Below are 23,821 nucleotides of genomic sequence, written 5' to 3' on the forward strand. Positions count from 1 at the left end.
TTTTTTCTCCGGATTCCCCCTCACCACAACCATCCACCGGGACTGAAGACTCATACACACCCTCCCACCACCCCGTCCGCCGTCTTACAGAGGCGTCCTCGCATCTCAATTAAATTCCCTTTTTAACAGTGTACCCGCTTTTTCCCATTTTTTTCTTTTTCTGCTTGTATTTCCACAAATTTATTGTTATTCTGGTTATGTTTGGACAGAAATAGAAAGAGGTAACGAAAGTGAAAACAGAAACAACGAATGATATCAATAAATCAAAGACGGCACGAGGAGTTTTCTTCACCCTGGCCGGCGGTACGATGTGGGGGTTTTCCGGTACCTGCGGGCAGTATCTTTTTACTTATAAAAATCTGGACTCCGCCTGGGTTACGGTTACGCGTATGCTGTGTGCGGGAGTCATCCTTCTGGTGCTGGGTTTTATGAGACAGCGCAGGGAAATGGTGCTGATTATGAAGGATAAAAAGGACAGGAGACAGCTTTTTATTTTCTCTATTTTCGGACTGATGTTCTGCCAGTACAGTTATATGACGGCCATCTCCCATTCCAATGCGGGAACCGCCACGGTTCTCCAGTATTTGGGGCCGGTGCTGATTATGATTGTGTCCTGTTTTATCGCGAAAAAGCTGCCCAGCGGCAGGGAGGTCTTTGCCATTATCCTGGCTGTGGCCGGAACTTTTCTTCTGGCAACCCACGGGAATATCCACTCCCTGGTCATTTCAAACCTGGGACTGGCCTGGGGTCTTCTTTCGGCGGTGGCTCTGATGAGCTATACCATGCTGCCGGAAAAGATCATCGGACGGTGGGGAAGCACCATTGTCACCGGATACGGCATGCTGATAGGAGGCATTTTCCTGTTCTTCGTCACGCGGTACTGGACCGTGCGTGTGACCTTTGATCTGGGCACAATCCTCGGACTGGCGGCTATCGTGCTGATAGGAACTGCGCTTTCTTTCACGCTGTACCTTCAGGGCGTCAGCGATATCGGTTCCGTCAAAGCCAGCATGCTCGCCTGCATTGAACCCGTCTCCGCAACGGTCATATCGGCGCTGTGGCTCGGAACCGCCTTTACTTTCATGGATTTTCTGGGACTGGCGGCTATTATCACCACGGTTCTTCTACTGACGCAGAAAAGAGGAAAAGAGAGAGTTTCTTAAAGTGAAACTACCGAGTTTTCCAGCGCGAAACAGCATTTTAAAAACAACGAAAAGCATGCTTCACGAGCTTTTCATTGCCACTCAACAAAAAGCCCGGATGCACAGGCACTAAAACCTGTATATCCGGGTTTTCTTAATATTCAATGTTTAATGTTCACTGCTTTATATTCCTGCCGGACTATACGAATGTCTCCGCTTCTGCTCTGCGTGTATAGTTCTGTTCCAGCATCGCCACATGGGAAAGGAATGCAGGGTCGTCAAAATATTTGGCGCCCGTAGGACATTTCTTTACACAGGCCTGGCATTTGATGCAGATTCCGGGAACTTCCTTCGGGTCCTCTTTGCTGATGGAACCTACCGGACAGGCATCGACACAGATTCCGCAGCCGTCGCAGGCCTCTGTTTTTGTCTTTGGTTTGGCTTTCAGGAAGACAGCCGGTTTTCCGTCTGTTCCAAGCGGTGTATAGTACGGTCCAACCGGGTCGTCGCCGCGGACTGCGATTGGCTCCGGGATTGACTCCATCTTCTCTACCTTATCCGCTACCTGCTCTGCAAACCGGGCCATGATTTCCTGATCCTTCTCATCCGGACGTCCTGGAGCTATTTTGTCTGAGAACACATGGCTTACGGCGAATCCGGCTCCGGCAACCGTATGGAAGCCGTTATTCTCGAGTTCGTTGCGCAGCTCAATCAGTCCGTTGTCAAAATTTCTGTTTCCGAAGGTAACGACGGGAACGGCCAGCGCCCCCTCACCCTTAAAGTGATTCTGTACGATTGGAAGCATCTTGTTCGGAACTCTTCCCGCATAGACAGGCGTGCCGAATACGACAAGGTCTGACGGTGAATAGGTCTGCTCTTCCGTTCTGCTCCCCGGTAATGTAAAGTCGTAAGTTTCCATGGGAACTCCGAGCTTTCCGGCGATTTTTTCCGCAATGGCGGTTACTACACTCTCCGTATTTCCTGTGGCACTGTAAAATACCGCTTTAACACATGAAATTTTCATTGGTTTATTTCCTCCCTGGTTTTTCTCATTCACAGCTATGTAACGGTAGCCTGCACACAGGCTGCCGTCCTCCATTAAATCTTTCCTGTAACTATTCAATACTTCCACAGTTGCGCTTATCTTTCATTATAGCAGTTCTACAGAGTTTGTTCAAACACTAATTGAAACGCCGTTTTCCGTCTTCCTGGTCCCCTCTTCGCCCTCATTCTCCTCCCCTGTTTGATAAAAAATCCGCCGCGTCAAGACGGCAATTCCCAGCATGACAAACGCCGCGCCGTAAAACGGAATATAAGCGTGTCCTCCCGCCAGATTGAAAACAATTCCATACATAAACTGTCCCAGGGGGTTGGTGCACATGCAGACACACATAACGCACGAAATGACTTTTCCCGTCAAATCAAGGGGCGTCAGAATCTGCAGACAGGTCATAAGGAGCAGTTGGAACAGTGTTGACAGCACCAGCAGAAGACTGCACCCAATCAGAAGGACTATGTAGATTTCCATCGGCTTTTTCAGGAACTGAAGGGCAATTCCGCCCCAAAGGATGGAAAGAGCGCAGCCGGATAAAATAAACGGACTGGCTTTCAGTTTAATTTTCCTTGAAAACACTCCGGCAAGCAGGCCTCCGAACACGCTGCCCGAGGCAATGATTCCCTGTGCATATCCGTACAGGCGGTTCGCCGTATCTGGGGCAAATCCCAGCCGCTGCGTAATTACAACCGGTATTCCGATTAAGATCAGGGAAGTCAGAAATAAGTTGATGGAGGCGTAGATTAAAGACATTTTCCAGAGAACCGGTTTTACCCTGAAAATGAAATGAAAACTCTCCTTCAGATCCTGAAAACCGGTAACGAACAGATTGCCTTCCGTCTGCTTTCTTTCATACGGGATATGGATAAACAGCTCCATCACAGCCGATGCAAAGAAACAGCCGGCGCTTACATAGAGAATCGGAACCAACCCGAACAGGGAGTAGAGGACTCCGCCAATCACCGGCCCCGTCATGCCTGCCAGCGAATTTATCAAGTCCACCACCGAATTCCCCTGCATCATATGCTCCGTGTCCACCAGGGCGGGAACACTGGCCTTAACAGCCGGCTGGTAGGCTCCCTGGATGCCGTAGAGGATAATCATCGTGGCCGCCATAAGGGGCACAATATCAATCCGGCCCGACAGTAAATAGAACAGAACAATCAGCGCCGCCGTGCTGAAATCCAGTATCACCATGATGTTCCGCTTATTCACACGGTCTGCGATAACGCCGCCGACCGGAAACAGGAGGAGCATGGGGATGGAGGAACAGGCCAGAATTGTACCGAATAAAACAGATGAACCCGTTTTATTCAGCAGGTAGAGCGGCAGTGCATACCTCAAAATCTGATTGCCGAATAAAGATACGATCTGGCCTATGGCAATCAGGATAAAATCTTTTGTAAATATTGAATTTGAATTTCTTGAACTCATATGTACATCATTCCTTTCCGAATAAATATTGATTCCTTGGAAACATATTTATCCTATCACCTTTTTGTTTCCTTGTCAACAAAAAAGCAGCCAAATCTCGAAAGATTCCGGCTGCTTACGGTTTTCTGGTAATGACGTCCTGTACAACGGTGTGCTTCTCTTTGCAGGCGGCGTTGGCCTGCCCTTTATCATTATGATTCACTTTTTATGGTCCTGATGTCAATTCCCTGCTTCTCCATCTCTTTGTCCAGATGACGGTTGTAATTGTGCACGAAACGGATCATGCGGTCTAAATCCTCTTCTGTCACCTGCTCAAATACCTCTTTATCACGTTCCTGAAATTCCCTGTGCAGTTTTTTATGAATCTTATATACATCCTGTCCCCTGCCGGTGAGTCTGAAATAAATCTCTTTTTTATTGTCCGGCCTCTGATAGCTCTCAATAATTCCTTTTTTGATAAGCTTCTGCGTCATCTTGCTCATCGCTCCCCTGGTCATATAGAAGGCCTCAGCCAGTCTGGTCACATTGGACTCCTCATTGCTTCCAATGTATTCAATGCAGTGCACCTCTGAAGCTTTGTAGTCCTTAAGCTGTTCCTCCATCCTGATCTTATCAAGCCAGGTCTTCTTTTTTAATATGTCACGGAACCCTCCCATAACCTGATCTTCTTTATTCATAACCTGTCCTCCCGCTGCTTGCACATTTATATCATTATATTAGAACTTTGTTTCTAATGCAACAATAAATCGGGCTGCTGCAAGCAACGAAAAGCACGCTTCGCGAACTTTTCATTGCCGCTCAACAGAAAAAACGAGCCTCCCGGACTGATCATCCGGAAGCTCGTTTTCGTCTGATTACGCTGTATGAGCTTCTGTTTATTCATCATGCTCTTCTGCTTGCAGTGCATGTTCTTCTGCTTGTACTGCAGAATCTTCCGTTTGCTCCGCATGCTCTTCTATTTGTGCCGCATGCACTACCAGCCTGTGGCTGTAGCCTTTTCCCGTACAGGTCGCAAGCATCAGCGTATGGCCCGATTTCTCAGGAGCCACATCCGTCTTGTAGAGGGAACGGGAGGCAGCTGTGCTCAAGAATGCATTTCTGTCGTCTTTCCCTGTGAAAAGCGTGGGAAAATTTTCACCGCTTGCAGATTCCTCATAACAGGAGTAAATTTCAAATCTTACACGGCCGTCGGGAAAATATAAATCCACATAAGGGCGGCTGTTGCGGTAGGACTGGGATTTAAACTGCCTGAGCCCGGCAAACATGGAGCCGTTGCGCATATTATGGCCGAACAGGATTGTGTTGGAATCCGTCAGATCCGCCTTGTTCCTGTAATCCATAAAAACTGCCCCGGAACTGCTTTTCTGTCCGTTAATGCCGTGGCTGATATAAAAATCGTTGTCCCCAGTTTTTGCGACGGGATAGCTGATTCCCGTTCCGGGGATATCCAGCCAGGCTATGATATCCGGATTTTTCTTTTTCAGGTAGTCGAAATCAATGGACAGCATCCTGTTAAGGTCTACCGCCTGAGCCGAAACGCCGCCGTCACTTTCGTTTCCCTGCTGTGCATTTACACCCGCATTGACAGAACCGGCGTTCTGGCCGGAACCCCCGCTGTCTGCGAGGGCTTCGTCTAAAACGCCGGGGATGACCTTTACCGCTTCATATGCTATTTTATCATATTCCCCTTCTGCTTTCCGGTAACCGTATATTGTCTTTACCAGAAATCCCGATGAGAAGAGGAATATTACCAAAACCGTGATAAATAAAAGCTTCCAGGTTTTCTTTTTCATTATTCCGTTTCCTTAATTTTCAGAGTCGTCTTTTCTGCGAATCTTCATTCCCAGATAGAGAAGGATAATGCCGCTTCCGAATACCGTCATGATAATCGGCAGGATTGGTGTATTGTCGCCCGTCTTTGGAAGCATTCCGAGTGGTACCGGACTGTCTTCAATGATTGTGGCGTCTGCCATCGGAACTTCCGAATCCGCAATGTTGACCGTTCTTCCGCGGTCGTGGTCTCTTCCACCACCGCCTCCTCCGCCACCGCCTCCTCCGCCGGAGCCGACTTCCGTGGCCATGAACTTCCAGTCAATTTTGGAGAGGACGCCTGCAATGGCCTCCGTCCTTCCATCTCCTATCTTCAGTGTCGGGTCGAGCTGCAGTTCCACCTCGATGGTCCCCGTCTTCCGGCTTGTATAGCGGCCCAGAGGAACCACGCGCTGGATACCCTCTTCCGATACAAGGGAAGCTCCCGTAGCTTTTCCGTCATAAAGAAGTGTTCCATCATAAGTAACCTTCATCGTGATCAGGTCCAGAATTTCATTCTTTACCTCATCCTGTGTTCTCGGGATGACCTGCATATAAAGGTCGTAATCTTTGCCCGAAGCATTCTCAATATTCAGCTTATCCTTGTAAATTCCGCCGGGAACCATATCGGTAAAGCTCATGAACCAGTTGCCTTCCTCGGCTCCGCTGTCCGTGCGGTACGGTGTATAGACCAGCTTGCCTCCGGATGACTCAAATTTAAGCGTTTTCACAGTAGACGATGTAAAGATACCGCTGTCGGCAACTTTGTCGGCCAAAAATGCAAGTGTGTCGCCGTCCTGCCCAAATACCTCCGCTACTGCGGCTTTCGTCGCCTGTACAGTGGTTCCCTTGATCTCCATCGTATACTTCGCGGAGTCATAGCCATACTCGGAATTCACCTTGTCAACGGTCACTTTTTTCACCGAACCGTCATCCTGTTTTACATGGTAAGTAGTTTTGCCTGTGATTGTACGCGCCAGTTCATCATTGAGGGTCACGCTGTTTAAAAATGCCGGAGATTCACTGCCTGGTTCAATGATTCCCACGTAATAAAGTGTATAACCGTTGTCTTTGTCAGGTTCCTCATTCATCAGAAGCCATTTTCCCTTTGCTTCCGCCACTGTATTGACAGCGGTCAGGCCGAGGCTCAACGAGGCATTGTCCGTTTTACCGGATGCCAGGAGTACCACCGTATCCCTGTTGAAATTCGGTATTGCGGCGTATTCCATCCCTGCTCCCGTCTCAAAGGTCAGAGGAAAAGCTTCTCCTGCCAGAGGCGCTACCGGCTCTTCCACAATGTTCCCCTGAGCGTCCACCGATGTTGCATAAACGTTTTCTCTTCGGATCCACTGCTGGGTAATAACTGCCTTTGCCATGACCGGTACGGTTCCCTTATTGCTGATCCAGACTTTTTTCTCCTGTTCTTTTCCCGGCTGCCAGTCGGAAGGAGCATCAAAAGCCTCATCGAGGGAAGTATTGTATTTTCCAGGCATGAACTCATTACCGGTCTGAATCTCCTGGGTCCAGGCCGCCCAGGTGCCGCCGATGAGCATCAGAGATGCCAGGGCTGCCAGCCCTAATAGTTTGCGTCTGCCTTTCCTCATATCACTATCTCCTGTCTGTTATGATACAGCCCCCTCACGGGGCAGCTATCTAAACTGCTGATGGTCTGTTGATTCACTCTTAAGATTCTGTCTTTAAAAGTTCGTCTTTGTTTGCTGTAATAAATTCTGTGGCAAGCAGCTTGGAGTAGCCCTTAGCCTCAAGTGTCGTGGTAATGGCATCTTCCGTAGCCTGTACCGTAGTTGCATTAATCGTCATCGTATATTTTGCACTGTCATAACCGTATGCCGGATTTGTCTTGGTTTCGGTTGTCTTAATCGTATTGCCTTCTTCGTCTGTTCTGACGGTTGTGGTTTTTTCTGTTACGGTTGTATTGATAAGCGGATTTAAGGTCGCTCCTGTCAGTAACTTAGGTGATTCTCCGCCTTCGCCGATGATACCGTTATAAACGAATTTAAGGTTGGAGAATCCTTCTCCTTTGTTGACTTCATCACTGTTCTGCGCATCTACCAGGATCCATTTGCCTGCCGCATCTGCGGAATCCAGAGAGGTTACCTGCGTATCTATCTTGAGTGTTTTGGCTGCCAGAACCGCTGTTTCAGTGCCTTTGGAATTCAGCACCGCAATGTCTTCTCCCCAACTGATTATAGATGCATACTGCAGCTCCTCTTTATCATCCCGGAACATCAGATCGAAGTATTCTCCCTCTGCCGGAGAAACGGTTTCATTGTCTCCGTTATTCTCAGCCTCTACAGACTCGGTTCTCACCCATACCTGATCGATGGCTGCTATTGCCGCCAGCTTTACATTACCGCTGTTTTTGACGGTTACTTCCTTCGGCACCGTCACTCCTGGTACCCACTCTCCTGGTGTCGGAGGAATAAATTCCTCGACAATATCAGAATCATATTTACCTGTCTGGAATTCATTGACTGCCGTTAAATCCTGGCTCCAGTATGCCCATGTGCCTCCGATAGCTGCAACCGCTGCAAGTGCGGCAAGTCCTAATAACGCTTTTTTATTCTTTTTCATAAATCCGTCTCCCTTTCTTATGCTCTTCTCAGTCCATTATTTTTAGAATCTGTTATTTCATTGGTGTTTTGGCTTTTTATCTCTTTACGGCGTTGTGGATGATGTGCCGTCTTCCCTGCACAGGCCCCTCACATAGGACAGCAGGCTGTCAAATTCCTGTGGAACCAGTTCTGTGGGAAGTTCCGTCTCTGTTCCGAGAACTGCGTCCACCGCTGATTTTGTTGCCTGAACCGTCTTCGCCTTAATGTTCAGCTTGTAATTGACACTGTCATAGCCGTACTCGCTCTGAGTGCTTGTAAATTTATAAACATTTTCTCCGTCCGGGCCTACATCCGCAACCAGCTTGGTTCCTGTAACCGTGGATTCCAGCCGTGGGTTCATTGTGACACTTTCCAGAATGGACGGTGATGTATCCTTCCCTCCTATTACTCCTACATAGAAGAAGTAATAGACCGGGGTTTTAAGCTCCTCTGCGCTGTCCGTTTTCAGGTAAACCCATTTACCCTCATATTCTTCCGGCTGTTTTCCCGAATCATATTCCACAACCTCCGTACCAAACTTTTTGAGTCCTACTTCTTCCTCCGGAAGCAGGTTGCCGTTCGGATCCTTCGGAGCAAATATGGTGGGAAGTTTTTCTCCCTTAAATGCCACCGTCTCGGAGCTTTCCACCAGCTTTCCGTCGGCTCCCGTCTCATAAGAAGGGATGGTAATGTCTTCTTTCCGGATACACTCTTCCGTAAGCTTTGCCACCGCTACCACATCGACATTACCCTTATTGGTTATCACAACCTTTTTGGTAATCTCCGTTCCCGGCTGCCAGTCGGCTGGCGGTACGAATTCTTCGGTGATTTCCGTATCATATTTCCCCGTGAGGAATTCATTGGAGGCGGACAAGTCCTGGCTGAAGTAGGCAAATGTACCTCCTATTGCCGTAACAGCGAGGAGTGCACCCAGTGCCAGTATATATTTTTTATCAGGTTTCTTTCTCCTCATCGCTATGTTCCGTCCTTTCTTCCCCCTTCTTTTTTGTGGGGAAAAGACTGTCAAGAAGGATATTTATCACGATAACCGCTGCCATTAGGCCAATTACCATAAAATTTTTGCTGTAGCCTACAAAGAATCCTGCCACCGGTATACTGAATTTCAGTACCTTTCCCAGCACCTGACTATAATCCACCGGGTTTGGATCCTCCGTCATATTTGCATCGCCTTTTGTGGTAAACGTTCCCGAAAGCTCGCTTTTTTCCGCCACACGGTGGGTAACCATTGCGTTTTCACCCGTTCTGAATGTGATGGCATCCCCCACTTTGATATCGGCGAAATCCGCGCTCTTATAGTAAATGACGCTTCCTACGTGGTAGGTCGGCTCCATACTGCCGCTGAGTACCACTACCGGCCGGTAGCCGGCTACCATGGGAGATGCAATCAGCAGGTAGAAGATAATGCATGCGTACACCGCCCATGATAGAATGTTAAATATCCCTTTTATTATTTTCATATTTTTTCCCTGTGCCCGTATTCTGTCTGTGTTTATTCAGCTAAATCCTTAATTTCCTGAGGAGCCTCCGCCCATACGGCATCCTTTGTAGCCTGAATAAATTCTGTTGTGATGGTCAAATCGTAGTTGGCTCCTGCGTAACCTTTTGCATTTTCATCAAGGCCGCTCTCTGCTTTTCTGAAGAAGTAGCTGCCGTCTTTTGCCGCATCTTTGGCTGCCTGCAGTTCTTCGTCGTCCGATGCCGCCGTGATCCATTCTTTGTTATTATCAGCAAGGTACTTTTCAACATCAAAATCGGCTTTAATCTTGTTATCGCCATCCAGTGCATTTGCATTGCCTGCTTCAACGGCGCTCATCACGTAATAAGACTTGGTGCTGACATATTTTCCTAAATCGATATTGGATGCAAGTGTAACGGAATCCATAAGCTGCTCTGTGCTTGTTCCTGCTGCCAGAACGCCGTTCCAGTACCAGTATCCGTTGTCATAGAACCATTTGCCTGCGCCTGAACCTGTGTTGAGGTTTTTGTATACTACCGTATCATCACCATCTTCGTTGAAAAATTTCTGCGGAGCAAGACCATCTTCCGGGTCATACTGGAATGCCTTGTAGCCTCCATCTTCTTTCGCTACGTTGAAGAAGACATTTCCGTCCGAACTTTTCAATGTTTTGAATGCATCTTTTGCATTGTCTCTATACCACTTCTCATCCATGCTTACACGCACCAGAATCGGATAATCACCGGTATTCTTAGCCTGAACGGTCTTATCAACCGTTCCGCCTGGCTTCCAGTCCTCGCCGTCTGCCGGGTTGAAATGCTCCACTACGGATGTATTATACTGTTTTGTTGTAAACGGGTTGGTAATTGCCGCTGTCTGATTAAAGAAAGCCCATGTTCCGCCAACTGCTGCCAGAGCTGCAAGTCCAGCAAGCGCTCCCACTTTTTTATTTATCTTCATATTCAATTCCTCCTGCTTTGGATTTTTATTGCTGCTTCTGCCCGCTGTGTCCGAGCAAATTTCCCGAACGCTTTATGCGTTCCCCTTTTCAGGTTAATCAGCCGTTGCGCCATTATCCTGCCTGTATCTTATTTCAGTTCCCAGTCACATCCGTTTGGCGCTTCAAATGCTGTTCCCTTGCCAAACACGGCATCAACTGCTTCTGATGTTGCCTGAATTACTTCTGCGGTAATCTTCAGCGTGTAATCTGCATCTGCATATCCCAGTGCCTTGGCATCGGCTGCTACGTCGGATTTGATATGTCTGATTACTTCGCCTTCCGGTAATGATGCTGCCAGCTCGGCTTCCGTTATATCTTTTCCATCTTTTTCAGGGAATGGAATCCAGTCGTTCTCTCCTGCTGTTTCTGCTAAGGAGTAATATTTCTTTTTGAGGAACTGTCCCATATCTGCTTCCTCAGTAAGTTTTACTGCATCCAGAACTTCCGAAGTGCTGAGTTTGCTTCCCAGTGCCGTGCGGTAGTAGTAATAACCATCCTGATAAATCCAGTCTTCTGTATTTGCCAGTTTCTTCTCAACTACGGAATCATCTACATCTGCTGTTGCCACTCCATCTGCCGGATCCGTCTGGAAAACATTCATAATTTTGTTTTCTTTGCCATCGCGAGTATCGTCTTCCGCTTTAATGTCTACAAAGGCTTCATCGCCTCTTTTCCATGTCTCATCAAACCGTACACGCACAACTACCGGTTTATCTCCTGTATTGGTAACCAGCACGTCCTTGTTAATCTCCACGCCTGGCTCCCAGTCATGGCCGTCGCTCGGGTTGAAATCCTCTACCAGTGTTGAACCGTATTTTGCCGTATCAAAGTTATTTTCCACTTCCATGGTCTGGTTAAAATATGCTAAAGACCCTCCTACTGCAAAAATTGCTGCTACGCCGGCCAGGGCTGCTATATTTCTCTTCTTCATATCCGTTCCTCCTGAGATTTGTTTTTGTTTTCTGCTCTTATTTTTTATGTGTGTACTTCTTTATTTTAAGAAGTTGTTCCAACTGAGTTTGTCTGCGTCTGTGCCTATGTCGTTTTTCCACTGCTCCGCCGATACGTTGTCCGCCGGTACTGCCTCTGCATCAAAGGAGAGTTCATAAACCCGGTCGCTGTAATCGGTGTCATGTTTATCATTGGACACTTCCGCCGATAACTGAAGCTTTTTAAGGATAATCGAAGTGGTATCGCCGGCCTCACCCGACTTTTTGAGAATCTGATTATAGTAGTAATAATCTCCGATTTGCACCCACTCTTTTTCCCATGAATCGGTCCATAATTTTGTAACCTTATCGGTATCACTAAAAGGATATCCCGGTGCAAATTCAGAGCCATCAGCATTTTTCCACACCGCCGTTACTTTTACTCTGAGAAGCAAATCCGCTTCGCCCGTATTTTTAAAATAGGGCTGTTTTTCAACTGACTCTCCTGGAAGGAAAGTACTGTCCGGATTGAAGTTCTCAAGCATTACCGCTGAGCTTGGACCCGAGGTGTTAAATGGGTTAGTGATATTAACTTTGTTTGTGTAGCTCGCCATACTTGTTCCGATTGTGGTGAGGCAGAAGAAACCTACCATGGCGGCAACTAATTTTTTATGTATCTTTCTCACAATCAGTTACCTCCTTCCCACAGGACTGTCGTCGTATACTTGTTTCCCGGCCAGCCGTTTTCATCTACTGAGATGGATTTGTCAAATAATTCCTTCACCGCATCTTTGCTCACCTGAAGTTCATCGCTGGCCTGTACGGCTTCCACCTGGAAATGAAGCTGATATTCGGCTTCTGCATAACGGCTGTCGGGATAGCTATCTGCGTCGTTGAATGTCACCGACCTTAAAATTTCTTCTGTGCTTTCTTCCGCTTCCAGAACCTTTTTGTAGTAATACCAGCCGTCGCCTCCGTCATACCAGTTGTCGTTCCAGTTATGCCATTCTTTCGATACGATGCTGTCGTCATTACCCGGCTCGCTGCGGTTTGGAAGAATAATCTGCTCTGTCTTTCCACCGGATAGCGATTCCGTGTAAATCCATGTTTCCGCATAGGCGATTCGCAGAAAGACATCCGCGGAACCGGTATTTTTAAACATTACTTCTTTCTGTTTCTTTCCGCTATAACGATCCACGTTTCCTATTGTTTCACTTGTTGTAACTTCCACTGTCGGCGTCCGAACTTCATTTTTGAGAACCATTCTGTGGCGGACGGCCGCCCCGGTTCCTCCAATCCCCAGGGCCAGTACCGCCATGAGAGTGACGCCGGTTATTTTTATATAATTTCTACTAAACTTAATCAAGCGCCTCTCCCTCCTCCATATTTAAATCTTCTTCATCGTTTTCTGTTAAAGCTGCTTTTGGATGGTTCTTTGCAGCCTCTTTCGCTGCTTCCCGGCTGGTCTTGAACGGCGTGGTCTTGTCTCCTGTGGTGTAATTGGTTACCGTGTTCCAGTTGTGGAAGTATGGTTTGTGTCCGTATGTGTTGTAAACTTCTACCAGAAGGTCATCCCCCGGTTTCACCGTTACGGTCCCTTCGGACTCCTCAATCAGGTCTCCCGTTTTCGCGTCCGTAATTCTCAGCATTGCCGCCTGTGTGTATTCCATAGGAACCGACTCTGTAATTTCAAATGACGTTTCCGAATCCACATAGATATATGGGCTCGTTTCTCCGTTTTCCAACGCTACCGACGAATAGTCCTCACCGTTTACATGGATGATAAATTCTTTTCCGTCATCCTCCGGCGTACCGTCAATAACCACTTTCCTGATTTTCATCTTTCCCTGTGTTACCTGAAGTACCGGATGCGGATATTCTAATTCCTTCTGGTTTGTTCCATAGATATAAGTTACATTTGCCGATTCATTGGATTGGAATCCAGGTTTTCCTGAACTGGTCCACTCCTCCTCGGAGAATCCAGGTACGTCGGTGTCTGCATCGCCTACTACTTCTCCGTATCCGCCATTATTCTGAAGGTATTCTTCAAATGCTTTGGCTGATGGTTTTATCGGGAAGCTGATGCTGTAGGTGACATCTTTTTCAAATTCATAGTTGCCTGCGAAGCTGACCGTTACCGTCTTTCCTGTCTTTGTAATATCCGGGTTTGCCTCTTTTTTCTCCGCTGCCGACATTGGTGTTCCGCCCATAAGGATTTTTACATCGTCTGTGCTGTTTGGATTGGCAAATTCTGCGTACTCACTGAGTGTATCTGTTATCGTCACTCCAGTGATTCCCGGTTTGCTTTCTGTTACGGAAGAGATAATGCTGTTTTTAATGTTGTTGAAAACTTTATCTACGTCCGCTTCATTATTGATGTACTGCATTGTTACGGCTGCACCTTTTTTAGCTGCTCTCGCCTGCAGATTTGATAAATACGTGCTGGTAGAAAGCTGGCAGGCGATAATATGAAGTACTGTATCGGATGTCAAATCATTTATAGCAGCATCAATATTGTTGGTGTTACTCTGGCTGTTTTGGGATGGCTCTCCATCTGTAAGAATGATTATGTGTTTCTTTAATCCCGGTTCATCTTTATTTGGAGACCCACTATTAATTAAGCTGATTCCTGTTTCTAATGCTTTATTTGGATATGTTCCATCATCAGGCGATGTGATATCAATGCCTTTTCCATATGGTTTTTCTGCCTTTAGCCACGTCTTGGGTTTTTGTGTGTATGTAGTCCCGGAAAATTGAACACTCCTGTAATAAACATCAAAGTCTGCAAGTCCTTCTACTACTTTCTTTATTGCATTGTTCACTAATACATATCTTTTTGTTCCTGATGCATTCTGACCACCGATTGCCCAGGCCATGCTTCCTGAACTATCCAGAACAAACATTACATCTGCCGGGGACTTTGTTTCGGTTGTCTCGGTTGATGAACCTACCGGGGAAGTAACATCCAGCGTCAGTTCAAACGTTCCGTTTTTCTTGTCTTCAATATATTTTCTGTGCTCCGGTTCCGGTACGTATGTAGTCTGAACAACTGGCTTCGGATATTCAATCTGCAAAGAAGAATCATCTCCAAACGTTAGTATCGCTTTATCATTTGAATAAAATCCCGGTTGTTCACTGCTTGTATCATTATTGCCATAATCCGTATCGCGATCTCCTACAGAAGGATACTCACCATTTGCTAAAGCGTTTTTAGCAACGTCATTTACCTTGATATTGAAAACAAGTTCATACACCGTATCTTCTTCCAGTTTCCTGTCTGCGCCGAACGTCAGAGTAATTGTCCTTGTATTTTCATCATATTCCAAAGATTCATACCCGCTGCCCGCTGCCAGTTCTGTCTTCTTTGTGTCATTTATCTTGTATACTTTAGCTGTGTTTTTCCAATTGGCTGATAAATCAACATATTGACTTAATGTATCCGCAATTTTAACATTCTTAACCTTCAGGTTTTCCAGCAGCTTATCAAATTCCTTCGTCAGATTATTATCCGCTGCCATAAGGATTCTCGAAGTACTGCTTGGTGCTTCGACACCGTAGACTATCGGTTTAAAGTATTTAATATCAGCTCCGTCAAATCCTACCCCATAGACAGTCGCGCCTTTTTGCGATGCAACTTTATAAAATTCCTTACCGGCATTAATTGTCTCTGAAGTTGTTTTAGAATCCGTGTCATCTCCTTCTCCTCCTGTCCTGAAGGTTGAATTGTAACCGTTGAATTCTATTGTTTTATCATTTTTATCACTCTTATTGTAATAGGTTGGTTTCCCATCACTAAGGAAAATTACGACCGGAACTCGTCCAGGTTCTCTTTTCTCAAGCATTACCTTTGCAGTGTACAAAGCATCCTCATAGTTTGTTCCGCCGTCTACTGTCATTTCTCCGATTGCATCTTTTACTTCCGTTTTATTGCCGGACCAGTTTAGTTTCGTACTGGCAGTTGTACCATAGGTAATTATAGAAAATCGGCTATTTGGAGCTTTTCCAAAAATCTCATCTACAAATCCGTTCTGTTCTTCTACTCTATATGGCCAATAATCCGAAGTCCTGCGATATCCCAAAACTTCTTTCAACTCTTTCATCGAACCGCTGAAAGAACTCCCCATACTATTCGATCTATCGACGATAAACATAATATCCATTCCCTGCCCTGAACCGGATACATCAAGATGCAGTTCATAGTCATCACCGCCAATATGTCTGATCTGTTTGTGATAGCCTTTAATCGTAGGTGTAAAATCACTTACCGCCGCTACAGATGCCTGTACGGAAACCTGTTCATTCTCTACCTTTGCCGACCTGAAGAACCTTGCCTTAGACTGTGGATTCCTGGCCTGCATCGCTGCTGCCGGCAGGAATGTCATATTCAGGTAAATCGTGCCGTCTTCGTCATATTCGTAACTGCCGTAGTCATAATCGTCATAGTCGTCGTACTCGTCGTCTTCTTCCTCATCCTCGTCATCATCCGACCACTCTTCGAAACTCATTCCGTCGTCTTCATCATCTTCCGATGCATCCGGATTCGGTCCCATTACTCTTACGACATTGTAGCTGGAAATCGATACTGTCTGTTCACCTGATGAACCGCTGTCGCCGGAACCGGAGTCTGAGCCGCTGTCGGAACCTGAACTTGTTCCTGAGCCTGAATCGCTGCCCGAACCGGAACCTGTTCCTGAACCTTTATCGCTCCCGGAACCGGAATCTGTTCCTGATGCCGAGCCGGACGATTTGTCGCTGTCATGTCCGTTATCGCTGCCGTTGTCCTTGCCGGAATCTGTACTTCCCTGACTGTTGTCTTTATCGGATGAACCGCTGTTTCCCGTATCTCCCTTGTCTGCGTCTGTTCCGCCGTCGGGTTTTGTTCCTCCCTGGCCTGCATCGCTTCCGCCGTCCGGTTTTGTTCCTCCCTGGCCTGCATCGCTTCCGCTATCGGGTTTTGTTCCTCCCTGACCTTCATTGCTTCCGCTGTCGGGTTTTGTTCCTCCCTGACCTTCATCACTTCCGCCGTCCGGTTTTGTTCCTCCCTGACCTTCATCACTTCCGCTGTCCGTTTTTGTTTCTCCCTGGCCTGCATCTGTTCCATTGTCGGGTTTTGTTCCTTCTTGACCTTCTTCGGTTTCTGTATTTCCGCTGTCGGATTTACTTTCATCCTCAACCGTTCCCTGGTCTTTATCGGTTCCGTCTTCCGGACCTGCGATATCATTTCCTTCTTCGGAACCGCCCTGGTTGTTTTCACTTCCGCTTCCGCCTGATGAACCGCCGCCCTCTCCGTCCGGCTGCTCCTCTTTCGCTTCTTCCGTCTGCTCTTCAGGCGCTGCCGTTGTTTCGGTAACTTCTTCTTCCTTTTCTTCTATAAAATAGCTTGCCGCCGGCACTACGATTTCAGAAGTTTCAATATCTTCAAAATTCAGATTAAATGTTGCATCCGCTCCCGTACCGTTCATATAGAGGAAAATGATTTCCTCATCTCCGGTCAGCTTGTAGGATTCCTCTGCTTCCGCATCCGAGGCGCTTGCTTCACTGTCTGTATTACTAAGGCCTGCATGCTCTCTGTATTCCATGTATTTCTTTTTATCGAGACGGACCAGGATGTAACCGTATGCTTTTTTGTTATCACCGGTTAACATTCCCTCTTCGTCGTTGTCGTAGAATAAGATGAAGCTGGAATATCCGTCGAACAAATCTTCATACTTTTTAAAATTCTGGCTGTTTTCACTGTCTGATTCACCGTCCAGTTTTCTTAACATACCGTCGAAATCAAACTTCCATCCATTTGTAACAGCCCGTTCCGCTTCGGCCAGAAGCTCTTCTCCCGAAACCGAAGTTCCCGGCATCCACACATCCGCTTCCGATGCGGTGGCGCTTGACGGTGTTGCTGCAAGTCCGTTTCCATCCATTGCAATCTCTGCTGCAAATGCGGCGATATTTATATTCGTAATGCACAGACAGGCGATTAACAGCCAGGCCAGACTTTGGCGCCAGTTGCGCTTTACTGCGCTTTTTCTTTTTCTACTGAATAATTTCTGTTCCGCGAAATTCATCTATTCTCCCGCCTTCCTTTCTCCGTAAATCTCCCCTGTGCTTCTATTCTTCACTTTCTTCCATTGCACTGTCCATCAGCTTTAATAACTCCAGGGCACTGCGGAAAAACTTCTTTTCTTTTTTGTCTGCCCAGATTACTTCACCCTGCCAGGTGGCGTTCTGTCTATATTTCACATGGACAATAAATGTGGTTTCTTCACCTTTTTTCTTTCTTAACTCTCTTTCGTCCATCAGTGCCACGGCCTCCTCTTTCTTCTGCCTTACTGCGCCTCTATCTTTTCGGAAGCTTCTGCCGACCGTGGAATTCTGCGGAAAATCAAGATCATTGAAAAACGAATCCATCTTTCTCAGCAAATCCATCGTATTGGCGTATGGAATCGGTCTTTTCTGATACAGATTCCAGATGCTTCCTGAATAATCTCCCTGTGCGGTACTGTCTACACATATTGTCATAAGATTAGGCGCTGAAATCATGCCTTCCATCATTCCGACCTCTCCCTTCGTTAATGATACTTTATCAAAAAGGCAATCACGCAATTAATCACGGAAAGGCTTTTTTTTGCTTTTTTCTTACTTTATTTACATTTTTATTAACCTTTTCTAATGAAAGCATGAAGTTCCCCACTGCCAGGACAGGTTTTACAGCGTGAAGGACAGAATGGATACGTCTTTTTACATCAAAAAGAAGCCATGAAAAAATGTAAACACTTTCTCATGGCCTCTATGCTCCATCATTTAAAACACTATCCGTGCACGCTTTACTGCAAAACAGCGAAAAACCCGCTCCGTAATGTTTTTTATTGCCAAATCAACTAACAATAACACGAGCTCTCCGCGGGCCGGCTGCCGCCTCCAATAAAAAAAGAGACCCGTGCACATATACAGGTCTCCGTGGAGTATCTTCTATAATAAATATATCTAATCAGTTACAAACAAATCTTGTTTTCACCGTACCTGGACGTCAGGCTCCCAATTCCGCCAGCGACGTCACATTGTAACTGATCTCCGCCCGGATACCGGCTAATTCCTTTAATTTCTTATTAATTCTGTTATAGACTATGGAACAGTCCTCCTGCTTTGTCCCTGAAAGCAGAATCAGGTACTGGGAATTGCTGTACCTTGTATAGGCATCACCGCGTCTGAGTGTCAGACGGATTGCCTCCCGGAGATCCTCGGAACGTTTCTTCAGTTTTTCCTGGTTCCGGATGACTTTTCCTTCATAATCAACCAACGTACAGAGCATCAGGAACACGGATTGGCCGCTCCGCTCCATAATCCGGCTCAGAAGGCGGTATGTATCAATAAAACTCGGGTAGGAACAATAAAATGCGCCTTCCGCCGTTAATTCATCTTCCTCATGCCCCTCCTTCAGTTCATCCCGGATTTCATCCAGATTGTTGGGACAGCTTTTGATCTTCTCTCCCATCTTCCGGTAACATTCCAGCATCTGAGTCGACGGGGGCAGCCCCATCTCATCGGAATACATCCGGACCGTCTTGTCGTAAAGACGATAGGCCTCTTTATAATCCTCCTTATACAGCAGGCTTTCTATCTGGTGAATCTGCCAGTCATCAAAAGGATAAATCTCTGCGGCCTGGCTGTAAAGCCTGTACATTGCCTCATAATCCTTCTGCTCTTCCATGTAGCTTCCCAGCCACTCCACACATTCGCTGAATTTCCGCTTATAGGCCAGGCTCTCCAGGGTTACCCATGTCTCACTTGAGATTGCCGGAAGAAGTTCTCCCCTGTAAAGCAGCGCCGCATTCTCATAACAACGGTACTTTTCCTTCCTGTCGGCCGCGTTCTCCGCCTCCGCAATATAACGTTCAAACTCTATCGTATCTACTTCTATGGATATATTCTCGTCGTTAATATACAGTCCATCCCGGTTGGTGATATAATCGCCCTCCGGCAGCCCCGCCTGGACCATCTGTTTCCGCATCCGGTACAACAGGTTATTCAGGCTGTTATTTAAATTTGTCACATTGAGTCTGTCATAGAGCATCTGCATAAGCTGTTCCTTGGCAATTCCCTTTGTACCGTGAATCCACACAATCTGTAAAAGCTGAACAAACTTTGCCGTACTGTTTCTCCCCAGAATAATCTCTTTACCGTCATAATCCAGAGTAAAACCGCCCAGCATACAGATCTTCAGTACCTTTTCATTACCCTTTTTCATCTTTCCCATCTCCGCATCCGGAATTATTTCCCTTAAATGCCTTTGCCGGTATAGCCGCACCAGGTTTGGAAATACCATGCAAAGTTACTTAGATTATATCATGAATGCAGGACACAGCTAAAACATCTCCGCTTTCATACATGGCTTGCATCAGATACACAAGCCCTTCACTAAGTGTACATATTATAACACAGAATTGGTCCGGGTAACAGGGTTAATCACGTATTTAGCCCGATTGTTTTGGTAAAAAGTTACCGTTCACACCGCATTGCGCTGTGAACAATAACACGCTTCGCGATGCACAGAAACGGCAAAAAGCGCCGTTGATTGTAATGAAAAGTCCGCATCGCGCACTTTTCGTTGCGTCGCGCCGTAACCCTCGGGTTTTCTGTGACTTTCGCTTTGCTCCACTCACAAAAAACACCTCGCGGAATACTGCCTGTGAACAGTAACGGTAAAAACATCACTAAATTTCTATCAGATGGAATCTTTAAATTCTCGGAATCCCTGTCCCAGCACTTCCGACGTCTCCGTCACCATAACAAATGCATCGGGATCCTCGTCATACACGATTTTCTTGAGTTTTGCAAACTGGGACTTCCTGACCGTACATAAAAGGACACTGGTATCCTGTTTACTGTATGCGCCCCTCGCAGGGAGCAGGGTGGCCGAGCGGTCCAGCTCGTAAATAATCTTCGCCGCAATGCCGTCCGGTTTCTTCGTCACAACGGTCGCCATACTTCCCGCATCTCCGCCGTAGATAATAGAATCAATCACTTTTGTCTGGGCATACAGAGCAATCAGTCCAAAGAGAGCCGCCTCAATATTGCCGAAAACAAAGATGGAAAATACCAGAATAACACTGTCCACAATCAGAAGCGCCCTTCCAATGGACATGTGGGGCCGTTTCTTCTGGAGCAGATAGCCGACGATATCCGTTCCCCCTGTCGTCGTCCCCGTCATAAATATCATGGCCATTCCAACTCCTACGATTACCCCGCCGTAAAGGCTGCACAGCATTCTGTCGCCGTTGTAGACAGGACAGAACGGCGCCACCGCCATATCAAGGATTAAGGAGCACACGGTACTGGCTACAGCCGTTGTAATCGCAAAACGGTGGCTTAAATAAAACCAGGCCAGAATTAAAAGCGGTATATTGAGAACCAGGGTCAGGGCACCCACCGGCAGATCGGTCAGATAATTGACCATCAGCGCAATACCGGAAGCGCCTCCCGGAGCTATATTGGCCGGAACCATAAACGCATGCGTCCCAATACTGTAAATGACCGCCCCCACTAACAAAAGCCCCATATCTTTAAAAGAAATCTTTTCACGAAGTTTTTCCATCTCCACACACCTTCCTCTTACCATTTTCCCCAAAATAATAAAAAATATAAAGTATCTTCAAATGACGGTATATCCACTCCCCGGAATATCATTGCCGAATCGTTGCTAAAAATTTCACACGCGGAACTCATACGCCGGGCGCGGCCTCATAGTGAATGGAAATCCGAACGCTTCGCGGGCAGGTTCTCACTTTCAAAAAATAAACAGGCGACACCCCGTGAGGGACATCACCTGTTATTATCAAGCCGGACGGCTATCTTTTAAAGCCGGTTTCCCGGCTGACATTATTTAGTTATTCAATGCTGTAGTTTGGAGCTTCCTTCGTGATATGAATATCGTGAGGATGGCTCTCTTTCAGGGAAGCAGCGGAAATCTTGATGAAGCTTCCCGTCTCCTGAAGTGTCTTGATATCCTGCGCTCCGCAGTATCCCATACCGGCGCGTAAACCGCCGAGAAGCTGGAATACCGTGTCTTCCACCATTCCCTTGTATGCGACGCGGCCTTCCACGCCCTCCGGAACCAGTTTCTTTGCATCGTTCTGGAAATAGCGGTCTTTACTTCCGTTCTCCATCGCGGCAATGGAACCCATGCCCCGGTAAACCTTATACTTTCTGCCCTGATATAATTCAAAGGTACCCGGGCTCTCGTCACAGCCTGCAAACATGGACCCCAGCATACATACGCTTCCACCTGCTGCAATTGCCTTTGTAACGTCTCCCGAATACTTGATTCCTCCGTCTGCAATAATCGGAATACCGTATTCTTTCGCCGCTTCGTAGCAGTCCATAACGGCGGTAACCTGAGGCACGCCGATACCTGCAACCACGCGGGTGGTACAGATGGAACCCGGTCCGATCCCCACCTTAACGGCATCCACGCCCGCTTCGATGAGGGCCTTTGTAGCCGCGCCGGTAGCCACGTTGCCGGCAATTACCTGGACATCCGGATATGCTTCTTTAATCATCTTAACGCAGCGGAGCACATTCTCGGAATGGCCGTGCGCGGAATCCAGTACAATCACATCCACCTTTGCCTTCACAAGAGCCTCTACGCGATCCAGCACATTGGCCGTGATGCCGACGCCTGCGCCGCAGAGAAGTCTGCCCTGCTCATCCTTGGCCGAGAACGGATATTTGATCTGCTTCTCGATATCTTTGATTGTGATAAGTCCTTTTAAATTGAAGTCGTCGTCCACGATCGGGAGCTTCTCCACCCTGGCCTTTGCAAGAATCTTCTTGGCTTCCGTCAGGTTGATTCCTTCCTTTGCCGTCACCAGGTTTTTGGAGGTCATGCACTCTTTGATCTTTCTGGAGAAATCTTCCTCAAACTTTAAGTCACGGTTTGTGATAATACCGACCAGCTTTCTTCCTTCCGTAATCGGAACGCCGGAAATGCGGAACTTGCCCATCAGCTCATCGGCATCTTTCAGTGTATGTTCCGGGGATAAATAAAATGGGTCTGTGATGACACCGTTCTCTGAACGTTTTACCTTATCGACTTCCTCAGCCTGCTCTTCAATCGACATATTCTTGTGGATAATGCCGATACCGCCCTGTCTTGCCATGGCAATCGCCATTCTGTGCTCGGTAACCGTGTCCATACCGGCGCTCATTAAGGGAATATTCAGTTTAATTTTTTTCGTCAGATACGTGCTTAAATCAACCTGGTTAGGAATGATTTCTGAATATGACGGTACGAGCAGTACATCATCAAATGTAATGCCATCGCCAATAATCTTACCCATTAATTCTTCCTCACTTTCGTATTATTTGTATTATTATAAGTAGACTCTCGATGTTTTCCGGAGTTATTAGTATCTAATACTATCAAATTTGAGGGTTGATGTCAACCACGCACTTTTACGAATTTTCCAGTACGAAATAAGGAGAATTTTGTCAAAAAATATAAGAATGAATCCCGCTAGTGGGATTCTCCGCCTGCGGCGGGTCGCTTTAGCGGCATAATTCCTCTCTGCCGCAATGCGCTCCTGCCCGGAGGGCTTTTTAATTAATCTAAGCTCAAATTTCATGCATCTTTCTCGGCGCCATCTGCCTGAAACAGCGCACCATCTTTTCATCCGGCTCAAAGAGCACTTTCTCACCCGCCCCGCTCTTCGTGTAAATAAAAGCGTATCGGACGGCTTCCGGATCTCCCGATGTGTAGTCGATGACCTTTTTCACCTGATGCTCGTACTCTTTAATATGACCGGAAGTTACCGGGGCGATGACCTGGATGTCCTCCAGTGTATATTCCGCCGCTTTCTTTCTTCTCGTCTTTGAAAAGATCCGGTCCACAGAAAATGTCCGGTCCACCAGGAGATATTCAAACTCCACATTCATATTCTGGATCATATGATACGCAAATGCGCACATTGCAATAAAGGCAAGGAAGCCGAACAGGCCGATCCATAAGATAGAAACCGCTGTGAAAAGGATTCCCGCAGCCAGAAGTATCTTTACAATAACGGAGGAACCCGGCGTTTTCTTTTTTACAAGACATTCTGCGTAGCTTTCGTTGAGCATGTATTTTCCCCTTTTCCTGTGTAAAATAGACCAATGATAACGGTTTTGCGCCTGCTGAACCGTTACGGCTGATGATACTATCCTACAACAATTTGCGGCGGGATGCAAGATAGGGATTTGGTTGAGGAAGGAGAACGCCGCCGGGACGGTCGGGGTTCGGGATGGTGAGAGGGAAGGGATGAGTCTCCAGTCCCGGGCTGTAGGTTGTCGCGGGTGGGGAATCCGGGCAGAAAAAGTTCCTGCGGGAAACGCT

19 protein-coding genes are annotated in these 23,821 nt (G+C 46.9%); 1 reads left to right on the forward strand and 18 read right to left on the reverse strand.

Annotated elements, in window-relative coordinates; translation table 11 throughout:
* Positions 1-230: 230 nt before the first annotated feature.
* Positions 231-1,163 (forward strand): DMT family transporter, encoded by a 933-nt coding sequence (locus tag QZT18_RS19510; RefSeq protein WP_227031203.1) that lies wholly within the window; start codon positions 231-233, stop codon positions 1,161-1,163.
* A 178-nt stretch (positions 1,164-1,341) separates the two neighbouring features.
* Here the strand turns inward: QZT18_RS19510 and QZT18_RS19515 are convergent, their stop codons facing one another.
* The 18 genes from QZT18_RS19515 to QZT18_RS19600 all read right to left on the reverse strand — a co-directional run bounded on the left by QZT18_RS19515 (position 1,342) and on the right by QZT18_RS19600 (position 23,568).
* A complete protein-coding gene (locus tag QZT18_RS19515) occupies positions 1,342-2,166 on the reverse strand; it encodes an EFR1 family ferrodoxin (protein ID WP_294150578.1) in 825 nt (274 codons plus the stop codon).
* Between the two features lie 150 nt (positions 2,167-2,316).
* Complete coding sequence (locus QZT18_RS19520; RefSeq protein WP_294150581.1) at positions 2,317-3,630, reverse strand: MFS transporter; 1,314 nt, start codon at positions 3,628-3,630, stop codon at positions 2,317-2,319.
* 191 nt (positions 3,631-3,821) lie between these two features.
* Positions 3,822-4,307, reverse strand: coding sequence for a MarR family transcriptional regulator (locus QZT18_RS19525; RefSeq protein WP_294150583.1), 486 nt, complete (start codon positions 4,305-4,307; stop codon positions 3,822-3,824).
* A gap of 198 nt (positions 4,308-4,505) precedes the next feature.
* Positions 4,506-5,423 carry a class B sortase gene (gene srtB, locus QZT18_RS19530; protein ID WP_294150584.1) on the reverse strand — a complete coding sequence of 306 codons (918 nt, stop codon included), beginning with the start codon at positions 5,421-5,423 and terminating at the stop codon, positions 4,506-4,508.
* A 12-nt stretch (positions 5,424-5,435) separates the two neighbouring features.
* The gene (locus tag QZT18_RS19535; RefSeq protein ID WP_294150585.1) at positions 5,436-7,043 is read right to left on the reverse strand and encodes a BsaA family SipW-dependent biofilm matrix protein; all 1,608 of its coding nucleotides are present in this window, start codon (positions 7,041-7,043) and stop codon (positions 5,436-5,438) included.
* A 79-nt stretch (positions 7,044-7,122) separates the two neighbouring features.
* The gene (locus QZT18_RS19540; protein ID WP_294150587.1) at positions 7,123-8,034 is read right to left on the reverse strand and encodes a BsaA family SipW-dependent biofilm matrix protein; all 912 of its coding nucleotides are present in this window, start codon (positions 8,032-8,034) and stop codon (positions 7,123-7,125) included.
* An 84-nt stretch (positions 8,035-8,118) separates the two neighbouring features.
* Entirely contained in the window at positions 8,119-9,027 is a 909-nt protein-coding gene (locus QZT18_RS19545; RefSeq protein ID WP_294150589.1) for a BsaA family SipW-dependent biofilm matrix protein, read from the reverse strand.
* Positions 9,008-9,532, reverse strand: coding sequence for a signal peptidase I (locus QZT18_RS19550; protein ID WP_294150591.1), 525 nt, complete (start codon positions 9,530-9,532; stop codon positions 9,008-9,010). Before QZT18_RS19550 ends, QZT18_RS19545 begins: the two co-directional genes overlap by 20 nt.
* A gap of 32 nt (positions 9,533-9,564) precedes the next feature.
* Positions 9,565-10,491 carry a BsaA family SipW-dependent biofilm matrix protein gene (locus QZT18_RS19555; RefSeq protein ID WP_294150593.1) on the reverse strand — a complete coding sequence of 309 codons (927 nt, stop codon included), beginning with the start codon at positions 10,489-10,491 and terminating at the stop codon, positions 9,565-9,567.
* A 128-nt stretch (positions 10,492-10,619) separates the two neighbouring features.
* The gene (locus tag QZT18_RS19560; RefSeq protein ID WP_294150596.1) at positions 10,620-11,462 is read right to left on the reverse strand and encodes a BsaA family SipW-dependent biofilm matrix protein; all 843 of its coding nucleotides are present in this window, start codon (positions 11,460-11,462) and stop codon (positions 10,620-10,622) included.
* A 60-nt stretch (positions 11,463-11,522) separates the two neighbouring features.
* A complete protein-coding gene (locus QZT18_RS19565; RefSeq protein ID WP_294150598.1) occupies positions 11,523-12,146 on the reverse strand; it encodes a BsaA family SipW-dependent biofilm matrix protein in 624 nt (207 codons plus the stop codon).
* A gap of 2 nt (positions 12,147-12,148) precedes the next feature.
* Positions 12,149-12,826: a hypothetical protein gene (locus QZT18_RS19570; protein ID WP_294150600.1), complete on the reverse strand. Its 678-nt coding sequence runs from the start codon at positions 12,824-12,826 to the stop codon at positions 12,149-12,151.
* Complete coding sequence (locus tag QZT18_RS19575; RefSeq protein WP_294150602.1) at positions 12,819-17,519, reverse strand: VWA domain-containing protein; 4,701 nt, start codon at positions 17,517-17,519, stop codon at positions 12,819-12,821. Before QZT18_RS19575 ends, QZT18_RS19570 begins: the two co-directional genes overlap by 8 nt.
* A gap of 43 nt (positions 17,520-17,562) precedes the next feature.
* Positions 17,563-18,006: a hypothetical protein gene (locus QZT18_RS19580; protein WP_294150604.1), complete on the reverse strand. Its 444-nt coding sequence runs from the start codon at positions 18,004-18,006 to the stop codon at positions 17,563-17,565.
* Positions 18,007-18,481: 475 nt separating this feature from the next.
* Positions 18,482-19,699, reverse strand: coding sequence for a bacterial transcriptional activator domain-containing protein (locus QZT18_RS19585; protein ID WP_294150606.1), 1,218 nt, complete (start codon positions 19,697-19,699; stop codon positions 18,482-18,484).
* A gap of 477 nt (positions 19,700-20,176) precedes the next feature.
* Positions 20,177-21,046, reverse strand: a complete 870-nt coding sequence (locus tag QZT18_RS19590; protein ID WP_227031269.1) for a YitT family protein — start codon at positions 21,044-21,046, stop codon at positions 20,177-20,179.
* Positions 21,047-21,338: 292 nt separating this feature from the next.
* The gene (guaB, locus tag QZT18_RS19595; RefSeq protein WP_294150607.1) at positions 21,339-22,790 is read right to left on the reverse strand and encodes an IMP dehydrogenase; all 1,452 of its coding nucleotides are present in this window, start codon (positions 22,788-22,790) and stop codon (positions 21,339-21,341) included.
* Positions 22,791-23,064: 274 nt separating this feature from the next.
* A complete protein-coding gene (locus QZT18_RS19600) occupies positions 23,065-23,568 on the reverse strand; it encodes a DUF6106 family protein (protein WP_294150609.1) in 504 nt (167 codons plus the stop codon).
* Between the last annotated feature and the right edge of the window lie 253 nt (positions 23,569-23,821).

The sequence above is a fragment of the uncultured Clostridium sp. genome (assembly GCF_900547735.1).
Taxonomy (GTDB): Bacteria; Bacillota; Clostridia; order Lachnospirales; family Lachnospiraceae; genus Otoolea.